The organism is Streptomyces melanogenes (genome assembly GCF_014649795.1).
Taxonomy (GTDB): Bacteria; Actinomycetota; Actinomycetes; order Streptomycetales; family Streptomycetaceae; genus Streptomyces; species Streptomyces noboritoensis.
This window is the reverse complement of the sequence record NZ_BMTS01000029.1, coordinates 57,682-72,713: the sequence shown is the minus strand read 5'-3', so window position 1 is coordinate 72,713 and position 15,032 is coordinate 57,682. Positions and strand designations below refer to the sequence as shown.

Below are 15,032 nucleotides of genomic sequence, written 5' to 3'. Positions count from 1 at the left end.
GTGGAGCGCCCGGTGCTCGGAAACGGGCACGCCGGGTGCGGGAAGCGGTCTGGGGAAACGGGCCGGTCGACAAGACCGGCACCGCGCCCCGGATCGACTTCACCGTGCACCTCGACGCCCGTCTGCGGACCTTCATCGACGATCGCGACTGGATCACCTCCTTCCAACTTCCGCCATACGCGCCCGACTTGAACCCTGTCGAGGGCATCTGGTCCCTGATCCGCCGCTCGGGGCAGTGCAACACCGCCTTCGCCGACCCCGACCACCTGATCCGCGTCCTGCGCACAAGACTCCGCGAGATCCAGTACCACCCCGACCTCCTCGACGGCTGCCTCACCGGAACCGGCCTCACCCTCACGACATCACGCCGCCAACCTCAGTAACAGGGGGCCAGGGGGTGCGGGCGGGCTGTTGGTGGTGGTCCTGCGGAACTCAGGGCATGGTTGGCTGGCCGTCCCGCAGGAACCGCGGTCGCCCTGTGGAGATGGCGGCAAGGGCGGCATCGAACCTGCGGCTCAGCCTGTCCCGCAGCCAAGCGCCAGCCCGGCATGGGTCTACGAAGGCCAGCTCGGACAGTTCCTCGTCCTGGGGGCTCACGGCGGCGGCCTGGTCGTGGTCGAGGGTTCCGCCGTCGAAGACGAACGCGATCTGGTCGTCCCAGGGGCCGTGGGGCGGTACCCAGTCCACGACGAGCAGCCCGTGGAGGGGAAGGTCGAGGCCGAGTTCCTCCTTGAGTTCGCGGCGGGCCGCGTCGTCGGGGGCTTCGTTGTCCTCGGCCATGCCGCCGGGGAGGTCCCAACCGGGTTTGTAGGTGGGCTTGACCAGGAGGACGTTGCCGTCGGGGTCGCGCAGAACGACGTCGGCGGCGACGCGTTTGCGGGCCTGGGTGGCGTTGCCTTCGGCGAGGTAGGCGTTCCAGGCGTCGGGGTCGGCGGGGGTGGGCCTCATGGTGCGGTGCCTTCCCTGGGGGGCGGGATGATGTCGGCGAGCAACAGCATTCTGGCCCGTCGTACGTCGGCGAAGCGCGCCAGAAATCCCGAAATCAAGGCCACAGAGCCCAGCTGGTGGGATCGATTCCTTGGCACGATCCCGAGTCCTGGCGTTCGCCCCTCAACCGTTGCCGTCGCACCTGGGTATCGGCGGTGTGCGGCGAACTGACCACGCTGCACTCGGGGACGACGCGGGCGGCGAGGGTGACGCCGCTGTCGATACGGCAGTTGCGGCCGACGGCGACGCCGGGTCCGAGGGAGATGGTGTTGCCGGTCTGGGTGCCGTCGCCGATCAACGCTCCGAACCGGGTGGTGCGGCACCGGTAGAGGCCCCAGTCGGCTCGCATGACGACTTCGCGGTCGGGGCGACGCATGTTCTCGCACATGTTGATCGCGGCGACGGTGACAGAGGCCGACAGGTGGGCGCCTGCGCCGATGATCGTGTGGTTGATGCCGATGCGGTGGCCCAGGACTGAGCCTTCTCCCACGAAGGCCCGGGTGACCTCGCAGTTGAAGCCGATCAGAGCGCCTTCCGCGAGGACGGCGCCCTTGCGCACCGTGGTGAACTCGTGGACTTGGACATGGGGGCCGACGATCACGTCGTCGCCGATGATCGAGGTGGGGTGGATGTAGGCGGTGGGGTGGATGCGCTGATCGCCGAGGTGGGCCAGGGCTGCCGCGTGCAAGTCGGACCACTGGGCGAGGAAGTCGGCCAGGTCGTACGCGGCGAGGTCCCCGTATGGAGTGGCGGCCAAGGCCCCCTTGCTGCTTCCTCGGGCGTAGTCGGCCAGGTGGACGGAGGGCATGGCTGGGGTTCCTTCCGGGTGAACGACGACCTCGGCGCAGCCGCTAGCATCACGGGCTTCGAGGGGTACCGCCGTGGACGGGAGTGGGGCGTCGTGACGCGACCGCGTGTGGGTGTGGCCGTACTGACCATGGGCAACCGGCCCGCCGAACTGGCCGCCCTGCTGGACTCGGTGGCCAAGCAGGACGAGTCGGCGGCGCGCGTCGTGGTCGTCGGCAACGGCTCGCCCCTGCCCGAGCTGCCCGACTGGGTCACGGCCGTCGAGCTGGACGAGAACCTGGGTGTGTCCGGCGGCCGCAACATGGCCATGGACCGGCTCCGCGCGTACGGAGACGTCGACGTCCTGGTGGACTTGGACGACGACGGGCTGCTCGTGGACGCGGACGTCTTCCGGCGGATCGCCGACCTGTACGAGCAGGACCCGCACCTGGGCATCGTGTCGTTCCGGATCGCGGACGAGAGCGGGGAGACGCAGCGGCGGCACGTGCCTCGGCTGCGGTCGTCCGATCCGATGCGCCGGGGCGAGGTGACCACGTTCCTCGGCGGCGGCCACGCGCTGTCCATGGCGATGCTGGAGCGGATCGGAGGCTGGCCGGAGGAGTTCTTCTTCACCCACGAGGAGACCGACCTGGCCTGGCGGGCCCTGGACGACGGATGGATGGTCCTCTACGAGCCCGCCCTGCTGCTCCAGCACCCCAGGACCAGCCCGGCCCGGCACGCCGTCTACTACCGGATGACCGCCCGCAACCGGGTCTGGCTGGCCAAGCGTCATCTGCCCGCTCCCCTCGTCCCGGTCTACCTCGGCACCTGGACCGTCCTCACCCTGGCCCGTACACGATCGTTCGGGGGCCTGCGGGCCTGGGCCGGCGGGTTTGCCGAAGGGGTGCGTCAGCCGTGCGGCAAGCGCCGGCCCATGCGGTGGTCGACGGTGTGGCGGATGACCCGGATCGGCCGTCCGCCGGTCATCTAGGCGACCCGTTCGTCCAGCCATTCCGGGATCGCCTCCGGCGTCTTGCGTAACCGTAACCAGATAATTGACCACCCTTTGACCTGCGGTGATGTCTCGAACTTGGACAGAACGGTGTAGGTCGATGCCGCTCGATGTGCCTCAATGCCGCTGGATTCCCGCCCCTGTTCCCATGGGAACAGGGGCTGTGGAGGTTGCCCAGCCAGACGTGCGGATGAGTGCAGACGGGGGCATCCGAGCCGATGGGAACATGGCGGTGCCCCCACCCGAGGGTGGGGGCACCGCCGACCACTCCCGCCTGCCTGGGGGGCAAGGGCAGGAGGGTCGCCAAGAGGGATGTATGTCCATTGCATCAGTCGTGTGCCAGTCAGCGTGTACGCGATGTCGGCCCCGGCCTAGCCGCGCCAGCGACCGGCAGCGACCGGGATCGGCACCCGCCCCCGGGGCGCCCAACCATCCGGGGGCGGGCGGTCACCGGGATGCGGGCTTCTCGTACAGCGGGTTGCCCGGGGCCGGCGTGACCCTGACGAACGACGACACCAGCGCCCGGAATTTCTCGTGGTCGTGCTGCCGGGCGGTGTGCCGGATCGCCCAATCCTCGGGGTCCTGCGGGGCGTTGGAGGTCTCGGACGTGTCGAGGCGGGTCATGCACTCCATCATGTACACCAGGGTCAGGGCGCCAGGCGTCCGGTCCGGCCTCAGCGCCCACGTCGCGTAGCGGATCACCGCGCGGCGGCTCACAGCGTTCGCTCCGGGCCCGGGACGACGTCCAGTCGGTCTCGCCCACGCAGCACGAGGGCGGCCACAGCGTGGGCGTCGCAGACGCTGCCCACGGCGTGCGGCGGGAGAGCCCAGTACGGGCCGGGCCGTGACAGGAGATCGAGCCGCGGCACCCCCAGCCACGTCCCCGGCGCGAGGCACTCCACCCCGGGCACCCGCCAGTGGTCGTACGTCCCAGGCGGAACGAGGGCGTAGTACCAGACGCCGACGCCGTACGCGTCGTGGATGACCGCTCCCACCCTCAGCCCCTTGGCGAGGAACGCGACGACGGCCTCGGGGGCTGAGCTGCCTGCAGCCGAGTGGACGACGGAGGCGGGCAGACGGATGGCGTCGAACACGTCGCCGGTGCGTAGGAGCGCGATGCCCACGTTGAACTCCCGCCGGGCCTGAGCCGGTGTGGCGTGGGCTGAGGCGAGCCAGTTGGTGATGGCGGCTCTGGCCTGGTCGATCACGGTGACACCACCTCGGCGGCGCCCTCGACGGCATGGAGGTAGCGGATGAACGCGGCGGACGCGCGGCTGCGGAGCGGGAGCGCGACGGCGAGGTGGTCCGGCGAGGGCGTCACCACTCCGCTGACCCGCCCGTCCTCCATGAGCCGCAGTACGCGCACCAGGCCCGGCCGCTCGTCCTTCGCGCGGTCCAGCGGGCCAATGTCGTACAGCGCGGCCGTCACCGTCCACTGCTGTGCCGTGGCGTACTCGCGCAGCGCAGCGAGCACGGCCTCGGGCGTGCGGCCGTCTGAGATGCAGGCGTACAGCGCGACGCTGACACGGCTGTCGCTCCTGCCCGTACCGATGGGGATAGCGAACACAGGTGGGCCCCTGTCGTGAGGTTCGTGGGTGCCTCAACATTCGCGCTCTGCCGGGCCTGCCGTCACGGGCGGGGATGTCCAACTTTTCTGTCGGGTCCACAGCTTGCTGACCTGGAGCAACGCCGTTTCTTGGTCGTGGAATTGGACGCAGCGTGCCCCGCGGAATCGGAGGAACGGACACTCACGGACGACATCTTGACTACCGTGAGTAAGAACGTGTCGTCAGGGAGCGTGATGTCACCACCACCAAAGCCAGGAGCGAAAGCGGACCGTGACGCTCTCCGCCACGAGATGACCGCCGTCAGATGCACCGCCGCGCAGATCGCCACGGAGATGCGCGTCCGCTTCCATCTGCGTCCCCGAGAAGCATGGCGGCACGCCCTCGGGTGGACCTTGCAGGAGACCGCAGAGCGACTGTCCTGCGCACCCGGGCAGACCATTGCGGCGGACGCCTCCCTTGTGGCCAAGTGGGAGAAGTGGCCCGGCGCGAGCGCGCGACGCCCGAGCCTTCAAGTCCTCGTAGCCCTCGCTGGCATCTACGGCTGTGATGTCGAGGACCTCCTCGACATCGACGACCGCCGGGCCCTACCGAACAGCGACCTGCGGATCCTTCAGCACCATGCCCCAGAGCAGCCACAGACGACACCACACCCGCCTGCCCCGGCCGAGCCGGAGCCTGACCGTGTACTCGCGGCCGCCGCAGAATCGGCGAGCTGGGCACAGTGGGCCGAGTCCACCAACGTCGGCGATATTGCCCTCGAACAGCTCTTCGCTGATGTGCAGACCCTTGCCCGGGACTACCTCACTGAAGATCCCCTGCTGATGTTCCGCCGCACCTGCGACCTCCGCGACAGGGTGTTCCGCCTTCTCGAAGGGCACCAGCCGCCCCGTCAGGCTGTCGACCTGTACGTCTCGGCGGGCTACCTATGCGGACTGCTCGCCTGGATGTCCTCCGACCTCGGCAACCTCCGCGCCGCCGACACGCACGGGCGTACCGCATGGCTGTGCGCCGAGACAGCTGGTCACAACGTGCTGCGCGCCTGGATCTGCTCGACTCGCTCCAAGGTCGCCATCTGGGACGGACGTCTGCGGGACGCGGTGAACCACGCCCGACGAGGCGCGCTCGTCGCGACGGACGGAACAGTGGGAGCGCTGCTCGCCTGCCAGGAAGCCGACGCATGGTCCATGCTCGGTGCGCGGAGCGAGGCCTTGGGCGCCCTCGTCAGGGCTGAGCATGCGCGTGAGGCCATGCAGGGAACGGACGAGATCGGCGGTCTCTTCTCCTGCCCGCAGGCCCGCCAGGAGAACTACGCGGCTGGCGTCCACCTGCTCATCGGCCAGCCGCACGCGGCGTTGCGCGAGGCGCAGACCGCCCTCGACCTGCTCGCGACCCAACGGGTCCGCGCGTACGGCACAGAGGCGCAGATCCGAATCAGCCAGGCCGCGGCCCTCCTAGCCTGCGGCGAGCCAGACGGCGTCATGGAAGCGCTACTGCCCGTACTGGCCATGCCCGCGGAACGACGCATGGGCCCCGTCACCCAGCGCATGAGCGACCTCGCCACCGCCATGGGCCACGGGCCCGCCGCAGACGCGCGCGCAACAATCGTGGCACGCCGCGCGATCGTTGAGTGGTGCGCGGACTCCGCCCCGCGACACCTCGCGCTCTCGTCAGGAGACGGACCTAACTGATTGGATCCCGGGGCATGACGACAGAACCCGAGCACATGCGTGATCACTGGTGGTGGCGGCCGGGCTGGAGCGTCGGCCGTCGCTTCTACACATGGCACCTGACGTTCGAGGGGCAGCCGGACGTCCACCGCTTCGCGGCCGAATACCGGGCTGCGCTCGCGCCCCTCGGCGGCCTCGACCTCATCCCTGACGAGTGGCTGCACCTGACCATGCAGGGCCTCGGCTTCGTGGGCGAGTTCCCCGAGAGCGACGCAACCGCCGTCGAGCAGGCAGCCCGCAGGCGCCTCGCCGAAGTGCCGGCGTTCGACGTCACCTTGACCGCTCCGATCGTCGACCCGGAGGCGATCCTCGTCCCTGTACGGCCAGATGCGCCAGTGCGTGCTGTGCGGGACGCAATCCGCGCAGCAGTCGGTGACGTTCTGCCGGAGGTCCCCGAGCGGGCCGACGGGTTCACCCCACATGTCTCGCTCGGGTACAGCCACGGGACCGGACCGGCGGAACCGTACGCCAAAGCGCTGGCGACGCTGGACATCGAACCCGCACGTGCCCACATCAGCCATGCCGAGCTGATCCTCATCAACCGAGACGACCGCATGTACGAGTGGACGCCCTTCGCCAAGGTGCCGCTGGGTGATGCTGGCATGACGAAAGCGCCCTCTCCCGCCAGTTAGTTGAGCGCACGGCGCAGCGCCTGGAGCACGTCCACCTGCGGGAACACCCGAGGAATCTCCTCGGCGGCCTGCTCGATGAGCAGTTCCAGCACGCCGGGCGCTGCGCTGTGCATCACCTCGTACAGGTACGCGTCGAGGCCGGCCGGGTTGTCCGGCAGCTCCAACTCCACCGTGAACGGGGTGCCGTCGGTCTTGTAGCGGCCCGGCGGCAGCCCCACCTTGTGCGGGTGCACGCACACAGGGACGCCCGCCGCCGTGTACCGGTGGCCGTCAACAGGATCGAACGGGGCATCCGCGCACGGCCGCTCGTACACGTCGAACTCGCCCAGCGCGAACCGCCGCGAAGGGCAGATGCCGCACGACGGATGCTCGCCGCCGGTGACGAAGGCGTCGGCCATGCGCCGCAGCGTACCGCCGCCCCCGCATGTCGAACCGCCAAGCCGAAGCGGACAGGAACCCACCCCTCCGCTCAAAGATCGCAAACCCCCGGAACTCAACCGCCCCCCGCATCGACTACTGGGAACGGGCGCGGCAGTGGCCGCCCCGTACCGAATGGACCTGGAGAGTTTCGATGCGTTCTCGCGTGTGGTGGCCTACGACGGCCGTGGTGCTCGGCCTCCTCGCGGCGGGCTGTGGTGACGGTGACAAGGACAAGGGCGCCGACAAGGACAAGGCGGCCGCCGCCGGGGCCTCCGTGTCCGGGGGCGGTTTCCCCGTCGACGTCACCGACTGCATGGGCGCCAAGACCAGCTTCGCCGCCGCGCCGAAGAAGATCGTCACCAGCAACGCGGCCGCACTGGAGCTGCTGCTGCGGCTCGGTGCCGGGGACAAGGTCATCGGTACCGGCTTCCCGCCCGGCAAGGGCACCCTGCCCGCCGAGCTCGACGCTCAGGCGCAGCAGGTCAAGGTGCTCGGCAAGATGGTCATTCCGAAGGAGAAGCTGCTGGGGTCCGGTGCCGATCTGTACATCGACACCTTCGCCTCCATGGGTGGCATGGGCGGCGGTGGCATGGGCGACACTCCCACCGACGCCGAGTACAAGGCCGCCGGGATCAAGCACATCTATCTGAAGTCCACCGCCTGCGCCGCCAATCGGAAGAGTCCCGTCACCGACCTCTCCGCCGTCCAGGACGACATCACCTCCCTCGGCGCCGTCACCGGCACCTCGGCCAAGGCCAAGGAGCTCGTCTCCGGGATGAAGAAGACCGTGGACGGCGTCCAGGCCGCCGTCCAGTCGACCCCCGAGGCCTCTCGGCCCAGCTACTTCTTCTTCGACTACGACGCCGGCACCAAGCAGCCCTCCGTCGTCTGCAACCGGCAGGTCGCCCACGCCGTGATCACCCTCGCGGGCGCCCGCAACGCCTTCGGCGACTGCGACGGCGACTTCAAGCAGGTCGGCTGGGAAGACGTCATCGCCAAGAACCCGGACTGGATCCAGCTCGGTGTACGCGACCGGGGCGGCGAGGCCGCCAACAAGGCGGCATTCGACGAGGCGGAGAAGTGGCTGAAGAGCAATGCCGCTACGAAGGGACTGAAGGCCGTCGCGGAAGGCCACTTCGTACGGATCGGCTCCGAGCGGACCACCATCGCGGGCGTCTCCAACGCCGACACCGTCCACGACATCGCCAAGGCGCTGTACCCCGGCAAGGTCGGCTGAGCCGTCATGGTGGCCGTACTGCCTGCTCGTAAGAACGCCTCCGCGGACTCCCGCAAGGGCATCAGCGCCCGTACCCTCGCCGTCGTCCTCTCCCTCGCCCTGCTCGCCGCCCTCACCGCCGCCGTCTCCTGGGGCTCCACCTCCATCCCGCCCGGCGAGGTGTGGGGCGTGGTGTGGCGCAGGCTGTCGGGGGACGCGCCCCGGCCCGGCACCGACGATCTGATCGTGTGGCAGCTGCGGGTGCCGCGCGCGCTGCTCGCCGCGCTCGTGGGTGCCGGGCTCGGTGTCGTCGGTACGGCGGTCCAGGCGCTGGTACGCAATCCGCTCGCCGACCCGTACCTCCTGGGCATCTCCAACGGCGCCTCCCTCGGCGCGGTCGCCGCCATCGTGCTGGGAGCGGGGGCGGGTGGGGCCCTCGGGCTGGGGCTTTCGGGCGCCGCCTTCGCGGGCGCGCTCGCCACCTTCGCGCTGGTGTGGGCCGTGGCCCGGCGCGGCGGCGGGTTCGCGCCGCTGCGGCTCGTGCTGGCCGGGGTCGCGATCGGGCAGTTCCTGTCCGGCTTCACCAGCTACCTCGTCCTCCAGGCCGGGGACGAACAGCAGACCCACAGCGTGCTGTTCTGGCTGATGGGCAGTCTGAGCGGGGCCACCTGGACGCTGCTCGCCGTGCCCGCCATCGCCGTTCCGCTCGCGCTGCTGGTCCTCCAGGCCCGCGCCCGGGGGCTGAACGCGCTGCTGATGGGCGACGAGACGGCGGCCGGGCTCGGCATCGACGTCGTACGGCTGCGGCGCGAGCTCTTCCTCGTCACCAGCGTGCTGACCGGCGTCCTGGTGGCCGTCTCGGGGGCCATCGCCTTCGTGGGGCTGATGGTGCCGCACGTGTGCCGTCTGCTCATCGGCGGTGACCACCGGCGGCTGCTGCCGATCTCGGCGCTCATGGGCGCGCTGCTGCTCGTGGTCGTGGACACCGTGTGCCGTACGGCCATGGACGCGCAGGAGCTGCCCGTCGGCGTCGTCACCTCACTGATCGGCGCTCCGGCGCTGCTGTATCTGCTGGACCGGCGGCTGGGGAGCGAGAGTTGAGTACGGGGGACCCTCAAATGAGGATCGACGTCGAGGATCTGCACGTCGCCTACGGCGGTCGTACCGTCGTCTCCGGCGCGCATCTGCTCGCCGCCGAAGGCGAGATCACCGGGCTCGTCGGGCCGAACGGCAGCGGCAAGTCCACCCTGCTGCGGACCGTCTACCGGCATCTGAAGCCGAGCGCCGGGCGGGTGCTCCTGTCCGGCACCGATCTGCGAGAGCTGAGCCCCGTGCAGGCGGCCCGGCACATCGCGGCCCTGCCGCAGGAGCGCGGCGGCGACTTCGAGCTGAGCGTGCGCGAGGTCGTCGCGATGGGCCGCACCCCGTACAAGCGGGCCTTCGCCGGCGAGGACGCCACCGACGCGGACATCGTGGCGCGGGCGCTGGCCGACGTCGGCATGGACGGGCACGCGGGGCGCCGCTTCACCGAGCTGTCCGGCGGCGAGCGCCAGCGCGTGCTGCTCGCCCGGGCCTTCGCCCAACAGCCGGACGTGCTGGTGCTCGACGAGCCGACCAACCACCTCGACGTACGCCACCAGGTGGAGCTCCTCGCGCTGCTGCGGGCCCAGGGGCGTACCACCCTCGTCTCGCTCCACGACCTCAACGCCGCCGCCTCCGTCTGCGACCGGCTGCACGTCCTGCACGCGGGGCGGGTCGTCGCCTCCGGGGCGCCGCGCGAGGTGCTCACGCCCGCGCTGATGGCCGAGGTGTTCGGGGTGCGGGCGGCGATCGTCGACCATCCGCTGACCGGTGACCCGCTGATCGCCTTCGACCACCGGGCTGTGGCGGACGCGGTGAAGGAAGCGGAGGTGACGGTATGAGCGAGACACCTGACGTGCAGGACCGCTGGTCCCTCGTCGCCGTCGCCGGGCTGCTCTCCTTCGTCGCGATGCTCGACATGAACATCGTGAACGTGGCCCTGGCGGACATATCCAGCGGCTTCGACGTGTCGGCCGCGACCGCCCAGTGGGCGGTCCTGGGCTACCAACTGCCCGTCGTCGCCCTGCTGTTGCCCGTCGGGCGGTGGCTGGACTCGGTGGGCGCGCGGCCCGCCCTGCTGACCGCGACCTCCGGGTTCGCGGTGTGCAGCGCGCTCGCCGCGCTCTCGCCGTGGGCGGCGTGGCTGATCGCCGCGCGGGTCGGACAGGGGGCGTTCGGGGCGGTGCTGTTCGTGCTGATGCCCGTGCTCGCGATGCGGTCGGTACGGCCCGAGCTGCGCGGGCGGGCGATGAGCGTGCCCGCCACCCTCGGCCCGCTCGGCGCGGTGACCGGGCCCGCGCTCGGCGGGCTGCTCCTGGACCACCTCGGCTGGCGCGCGGTGTTCCTCGTCAAGCTCCCCGTCTGCGTACTGGCGCTGGCCGTCGCGTACAAGGCGATGCCGAAGGACGGGCGCCTCCACCGGCCCGACCGGCGCTCGGCGGCCGACGCGCTGCTCGTCGGCACCGGCGTCACCGTGCTGCTGCTGACGCTGACCCTGGCCTCCTCGCACGGCTCGTGGTGGCTGGCGGGCGCGCTCGCCGCCGTACCGCCGCTGTGGTGGTGGCTGCGCGGGCCCGGCGGGCGGCCGGTGACCGGCGCGCTGCGGGCCTCGGGGCTCTACCGGGCGCACGGCGCGGTCCTGGCGCTCGCGGCCGGATTCGCCGCCATGCACTACGTCGTCGCCCTGCACCTCCAGCGCGACGACGGCTTCAGCGCCACCTCCACCGGGCTGACCGTGCTCGCGTTCCCGCTCGGCATGGGGCTCGCCGGACCGCTCGGCGGGCGCCTGGCCGACAAGTACGGCGCCCGGCAGATCGCCACCGCCGGAGCCGTACTGACCGCCGTCGGTCTACTGCTGCTCGTCCCACTGGGCGACAACTGGTCGGCGCCGGACGTCGCCTGGCGCCTGGCGCTCGCGGGCCTCGGCATGGGCCTCAACGGCGGGCCCACGCAGGCGCTGGTCATGGGCGCGGCCCTGCCCGAGCGGGCCGCCACCGTCGGCTCGGCCGTGCAGCTCGCCCGCAGCCTCGGCTTCACCCTCGGCCCGGCCCTGGCGACCGCCGCGTGGGGGCTCGCCGGGGACGGCGACGGCGTACGGGCCGGGCTCGCGCTCGCGGCCGTCGCCGCCTGCCTGGCCGTGCCGCTGCTCGCCGTCCCCGTCCGTATCCCGCTGAAGGCGCCGGCCACCGACCCGGTGCCCGCCGCCCGTTCCTGAACCTGACCCGACCCTGACCCAGGAGTTGCCCCATGTGCGGAATCACCGGCTGGGTGTCGTTCCACCATGACGCCCCCGACGGCCGCGACACCCGCGACCGGGCCCGGATCATCGAGGCCATGACCGCCGCCCTCACCCCGCGCGGCCCCGACGCGGGCGGTGTCTGGCTCGACGGGCACGCCGCGATCGGCCACCGTCGCCTGGCCGTCATCGACCTGGCGGGCGGCGTCCAGCCGATGCCCGACCGGCCCGACGCGCCCACCGCCGTCCTGTCCTACAGCGGCGAGGTCTACAACCACCACCAACTGCGCGCCGAACTACGGCAGTTGGGGCACACCTTCCACACCCGCAGCGACACCGAGGTGGTGCTGCGCGCCTACGCCCAGTGGGGCGAGTCGGTCGCCGAGCACCTCGACGGCATGTTCGCCTTCGCCGTCTGGGACGCCCGCCGGCAGCGCCTGCTGCTCGTCCGCGACCGGCTCGGCGTCAAGCCGCTGTACTGGGCGGCCGTCGACGGCGGCCTGGCCTTCGCCTCCGAACCCAAGGCGCTCTTCTCCCACCCCGAGATCCACCCCCGGGTGGACGCCGACGGCCTGCGCGAGGCGTACAGCCTGCTCTTCAACACCGGCCCCACGGTGTGGTCGGGCGTACGGGAGGTGGAGCCCGGCTCCCTGCTCGTCCTCGACCGGGGCGGCATCCGCGAGCCCCGCTACTGGCAGCTGGCGGCGGGGACGCACGGCGACGACCGGGACACCGCCGTCGACCGCGTCCACCACCTGGTGAGCCAGGCCGCACGCGCCCAGCTGGAGGCCGACGTCCCGCTGTGCAGCCTGCTGTCCGGCGGCATCGACTCCACCGTCCTGACCGCGCTGCTCGCCGACGAACTGCGGCTGCGCGAGGGTGCGGACGCCCGGATCCGCTCGTACGCCGTCGACTACAGCGACCAGGCCGAGCAGTTCACCGGCGACGTGCTGCGCACCGGCCACGACACCCCGTACGCCATCGAGGCGGGCGCCCACATCGGCACCGACCACAGCACGGTCGTCCTCGACCCGCGCGCGCTGCTCGACCCCGAGCACCGCAGGGCGGTCGTGGTGGCCCGGGACTCGCCGATCGGCGTCGGCGACATGGACACCTCGCTGTACCTCCTCTTCGGGGAGATCCGCCGGCACTCCACCGTCGCCCTGTCCGGCGAGGCGGCCGACGAGGTGTTCGGCGGCTACCCCTGGTTCCACAACCCCAAGGCGCTCGCCGCGACCACCTTCCCCTGGCTGCTCGTCACCGGCGACGAGGCGGCGATGCCGCTCAACCCGGATCTGGGCCTGCGCATCGGGGAGTTCCGCGACGACACGTACCGCAGTGCGCTGGCCGCCGTGCCGCACGCCGACGGCGAGAGCCCCGAGGAGCACCGCCAGCGCGAGATGCAGCACCTGTCGCTGACCCGCTGGCTGCGCCAGCTCCTGCACCGCAAGGACCGGCTCAGCATGGCGCAGGGCCTGGAGGTCCGCGTCCCCTACTGCGACCACCGCCTCGTCGAGTACGCCTTCGCCACCCCGTGGGCGCTCAAGAGCTTCGACGGCCGCGAGAAGAGCCTGCTGCGCGCGGCGGGCGCGGGCCTGGCCCCGGAGTCGGTGCTGTGGCGGCCCAAGAACCACTACCCCGCCACCCACCACCCCGACTACAACCGCGGCCTGCAGAACATGGCCCGCGACGCGCTGGACGCGTACGGCGGCCGGGTCCGCGACCTCGCCGACGAGACGCAGATCAAGCCGTGCCTGGACACCCCGCCCGAGCAGTTGCAGTGGGGCCACCGGCTCCGCCTCGAACGTGTCGTCGACCTCGCCCTGTGGCTGGAGCACCACCAGCCCGAACTCGCCCTCTGAGGAGCGCCCTTCATGACCATCCAGGAACCGCTGCCGGTTGCCGAGCCTGTCACCGTGGCTGTCACCGAGGGCGCCCCCGGCCCCCTTCCCGAGCCCGTCCCGCTCATGGGCTGCCCGTACAAGACCGACCCGTACCCGTTGTACGAGCAGATGCGCGAGGACGGGCCGATCCACCGCGTGCTGTTCCCCAGCGGGGTGAACGCCTGGCTCGTCACCGGGTACGAGGCCGCCCACGCCACCCTCAACGACGAGCGCCTGGGCAAGAACCACGACCGGGGCAACGACCGCTGGCGGGCCCGCGCCTCGATCATGCCCGAGCCGCAGCACTCCCAGCTCCAGGTCCACCTGCTGCACCAGGACCCGCCGCGCCACACCCGGATGCGGCGGTACGTAACCGACGCGTTCACCCCGCGCCGCGTCGACGCGCTGCGGCCGCGCTTCCAGGAGCTGGCCGACGCGCTCGTGGACGCGCTGCCCGAGGCGGGCCCGGCCGACCTGGTCGCGGGCTTCGCCGCGCACTTCCCCTTCCAGGTGCTCGCCGAGACCATCGGCCTCCCGGCGCCGCTGGCGGCCCGCTTCGACCGCGACTGGGGCAAGGTGGTCCAGCCGGTGGGCCCCACCGATCCGGGGCGGCCGAGGTACGAGGCGCGGCTACACGGCCTGCAGAGCTACATAGCCGAGGTCGTCGCCCACAAGCGCGAGGACGCGGGCGAGGACCTGCTCAGCCGTCTGGTGGTCGCCCGTGACGAGGGCGAACTCACCCAGGAGGAGCTGGACTCCATGATCTTCCAGCTCCTGGTCGCGGGCCAGGAGCCGGTCACCAACCAGATCACCACGGCGCTGATCGCCCTGCTGCGCCACCCGGACCAGCTGGTCCGGCTGCGCGACGACCCGGCGCTGCTGCCGCGCGCGGTCGAGGAACTCCTGCGGTACGACAGCGCCTTCGAGCTCACCACCTGGCGCTTTCTCGCCGAGGACGACGATCTGCACGGTACGGCCGTACCCGCCGGGGACTCGGTGATCGTCTCCCTGTGCGCGGCCAACCGCGACCCGCGCCGCTTCGAGGACCCGGACGCGCTCGTCCTGGACCGCTCCCCCAACCCCCACCTGGCCTTCGGCCACGGCATCCACTTCTGCCCGGGCGCGGCGCTGGCCCGGGCGGAGCTCCAGGTCGCCCTTGGCACTGTGCTGGCCCGGCTGCCCGGGTTGCGGCTTGCCGTCGCGGACGAGGATTTGGAGTGGATCCAGGCGGTCCTTGGGCGCGGCACTGCGCGGCTGCCTGTCGCCTATGACCGTCGCGTCTGACGCCGTCGGAAGTGCCGTGATTCGTCTGCGGGCCGTCGCTGGCTGGTCGCGCCCACGCGGCGGAGCCGCAAATGTCACAGCCCCGCGCCCCTGAAGGGGCGCGGGACCGCACCGTACTTCCACAAGTCCGCTTAGCCCTCTGACTACGGCGCCCGGCATCCGCCGAGGCGCCATACCGCCATGCCCCGACACCCACTCCTG

Annotated in this window: 16 protein-coding genes; 10 read left to right on the top strand and 6 right to left on the bottom strand. The window is 71.4% G+C overall.

Annotated elements, in window-relative coordinates:
- On the top strand, window positions 1-383 hold a 383-nt coding region (locus tag IE252_RS37210; protein WP_229849043.1), incomplete at its 5' end, for a transposase.
- Between the two features lie 49 nt (window positions 384-432).
- On the opposite strand, the gene IE252_RS37205 is transcribed toward IE252_RS37210, so the two are convergent.
- Together IE252_RS37205 and IE252_RS37200 are read right to left on the bottom strand one after the other, a co-directional pair.
- The gene (locus IE252_RS37205) at window positions 433-948 is read right to left on the bottom strand and encodes an NUDIX domain-containing protein (RefSeq protein ID WP_190093904.1); all 516 of its coding nucleotides are present in this window, start codon (window positions 946-948) and stop codon (window positions 433-435) included.
- Window positions 949-1,042: 94 nt separating this feature from the next.
- Window positions 1,043-1,795 (bottom strand): LbetaH domain-containing protein, encoded by a 753-nt coding sequence (locus tag IE252_RS37200; RefSeq protein WP_190093903.1) that lies wholly within the window; start codon window positions 1,793-1,795, stop codon window positions 1,043-1,045.
- Window positions 1,796-1,888: 93 nt separating this feature from the next.
- On the opposite strand from IE252_RS37200, the gene IE252_RS37195 reads away from it, so the two are divergent.
- Window positions 1,889-2,764 carry a glycosyltransferase family 2 protein gene (locus tag IE252_RS37195; RefSeq protein WP_190093902.1) on the top strand — a complete coding sequence of 292 codons (876 nt, stop codon included), beginning with the start codon at window positions 1,889-1,891 and terminating at the stop codon, window positions 2,762-2,764.
- 468 nt (window positions 2,765-3,232) lie between these two features.
- Here the strand turns inward: IE252_RS37195 and IE252_RS37190 are convergent, their stop codons facing one another.
- The 3 genes from IE252_RS37190 to IE252_RS37180 are packed head-to-tail and all read right to left on the bottom strand — an operon-like array spanning window position 3,233 to window position 4,352.
- On the bottom strand, window positions 3,233-3,502 hold the full coding sequence (locus IE252_RS37190; protein WP_190093901.1) for a DUF7848 domain-containing protein: 270 nt from the start codon (window positions 3,500-3,502) through the stop codon (window positions 3,233-3,235).
- A complete protein-coding gene (locus IE252_RS37185) occupies window positions 3,499-3,993 on the bottom strand; it encodes a hypothetical protein (protein WP_190093900.1) in 495 nt (164 codons plus the stop codon). The genes IE252_RS37190 and IE252_RS37185 overlap by 4 nt, the downstream gene beginning before the upstream one ends.
- Entirely contained in the window at window positions 3,990-4,352 is a 363-nt protein-coding gene (locus IE252_RS37180; protein WP_190093899.1) for a recombinase family protein, read from the bottom strand. The genes IE252_RS37185 and IE252_RS37180 overlap by 4 nt, the downstream gene beginning before the upstream one ends.
- 204 nt (window positions 4,353-4,556) lie before the next feature.
- On the opposite strand from IE252_RS37180, the gene IE252_RS37175 reads away from it, so the two are divergent.
- Together IE252_RS37175 and IE252_RS37170 are read left to right on the top strand one after the other, a co-directional pair.
- A complete protein-coding gene (locus IE252_RS37175) occupies window positions 4,557-6,041 on the top strand; it encodes a helix-turn-helix domain-containing protein (protein ID WP_229849042.1) in 1,485 nt (494 codons plus the stop codon).
- 14 nt (window positions 6,042-6,055) lie between these two features.
- Window positions 6,056-6,712, top strand: coding sequence for a 2'-5' RNA ligase family protein (locus IE252_RS37170; RefSeq protein ID WP_229849041.1), 657 nt, complete (start codon window positions 6,056-6,058; stop codon window positions 6,710-6,712).
- On the opposite strand, the gene IE252_RS37165 is transcribed toward IE252_RS37170, so the two are convergent.
- Window positions 6,709-7,110 carry a hypothetical protein gene (locus IE252_RS37165; protein WP_190093898.1) on the bottom strand — a complete coding sequence of 134 codons (402 nt, stop codon included), beginning with the start codon at window positions 7,108-7,110 and terminating at the stop codon, window positions 6,709-6,711. The two genes, IE252_RS37170 and IE252_RS37165, sit on opposite strands and share 4 nt — an antisense overlap.
- A 173-nt stretch (window positions 7,111-7,283) precedes the next feature.
- Between IE252_RS37165 and IE252_RS37160 the strand changes: the two genes are divergently transcribed.
- From IE252_RS37160 to IE252_RS37135, 6 genes are read left to right on the top strand one after another with little or no spacing between them, the layout of a single operon-like run.
- On the top strand, window positions 7,284-8,369 hold the full coding sequence (locus IE252_RS37160; RefSeq protein WP_190093897.1) for an ABC transporter substrate-binding protein: 1,086 nt from the start codon (window positions 7,284-7,286) through the stop codon (window positions 8,367-8,369).
- Window positions 8,370-8,375: 6 nt separating this feature from the next.
- Window positions 8,376-9,449 (top strand): FecCD family ABC transporter permease, encoded by a 1,074-nt coding sequence (locus tag IE252_RS37155; RefSeq protein ID WP_229849040.1) that lies wholly within the window; start codon window positions 8,376-8,378, stop codon window positions 9,447-9,449.
- Window positions 9,450-9,466: 17 nt separating this feature from the next.
- Window positions 9,467-10,270: an ABC transporter ATP-binding protein gene (locus tag IE252_RS37150; protein ID WP_190093896.1), complete on the top strand. Its 804-nt coding sequence runs from the start codon at window positions 9,467-9,469 to the stop codon at window positions 10,268-10,270.
- Entirely contained in the window at window positions 10,267-11,643 is a 1,377-nt protein-coding gene (locus tag IE252_RS37145) for an MFS transporter (RefSeq protein ID WP_190093895.1), read from the top strand. Before IE252_RS37150 ends, IE252_RS37145 begins: the two co-directional genes overlap by 4 nt.
- 32 nt (window positions 11,644-11,675) lie before the next feature.
- Window positions 11,676-13,526: an asparagine synthase (glutamine-hydrolyzing) gene (asnB, locus tag IE252_RS37140; RefSeq protein ID WP_190093894.1), complete on the top strand. Its 1,851-nt coding sequence runs from the start codon at window positions 11,676-11,678 to the stop codon at window positions 13,524-13,526.
- A gap of 12 nt (window positions 13,527-13,538) precedes the next feature.
- On the top strand, window positions 13,539-14,831 hold the full coding sequence (locus tag IE252_RS37135; RefSeq protein ID WP_190093893.1) for a cytochrome P450 family protein: 1,293 nt from the start codon (window positions 13,539-13,541) through the stop codon (window positions 14,829-14,831).
- Window positions 14,832-15,032: the final 201 nt, after the last annotated feature.

Coding starts and splice junctions, on each gene's coding strand:
- IE252_RS37155 (WP_229849040.1), top strand. CDS start 8,376: ATGGTGGCCGTACTGCCTGCTCGTAAGAACGCCTCCGCGGACTCCCGC.
- IE252_RS37165 (WP_190093898.1), bottom strand. CDS start 7,110: ATGGCCGACGCCTTCGTCACCGGCGGCGAGCATCCGTCGTGCGGCATC.
- IE252_RS37170 (WP_229849041.1), top strand. CDS start 6,056: ATGACGACAGAACCCGAGCACATGCGTGATCACTGGTGGTGGCGGCCG.
- IE252_RS37150 (WP_190093896.1), top strand. CDS start 9,467: ATGAGGATCGACGTCGAGGATCTGCACGTCGCCTACGGCGGTCGTACC.
- IE252_RS37160 (WP_190093897.1), top strand. CDS start 7,284: ATGCGTTCTCGCGTGTGGTGGCCTACGACGGCCGTGGTGCTCGGCCTC.
- IE252_RS37205 (WP_190093904.1), bottom strand. CDS start 948: ATGAGGCCCACCCCCGCCGACCCCGACGCCTGGAACGCCTACCTCGCC.
- IE252_RS37135 (WP_190093893.1), top strand. CDS start 13,539: ATGACCATCCAGGAACCGCTGCCGGTTGCCGAGCCTGTCACCGTGGCT.
- IE252_RS37145 (WP_190093895.1), top strand. CDS start 10,267: ATGAGCGAGACACCTGACGTGCAGGACCGCTGGTCCCTCGTCGCCGTC.
- IE252_RS37200 (WP_190093903.1), bottom strand. CDS start 1,795: ATGCCCTCCGTCCACCTGGCCGACTACGCCCGAGGAAGCAGCAAGGGG.
- asnB (WP_190093894.1), top strand. CDS start 11,676: ATGTGCGGAATCACCGGCTGGGTGTCGTTCCACCATGACGCCCCCGAC.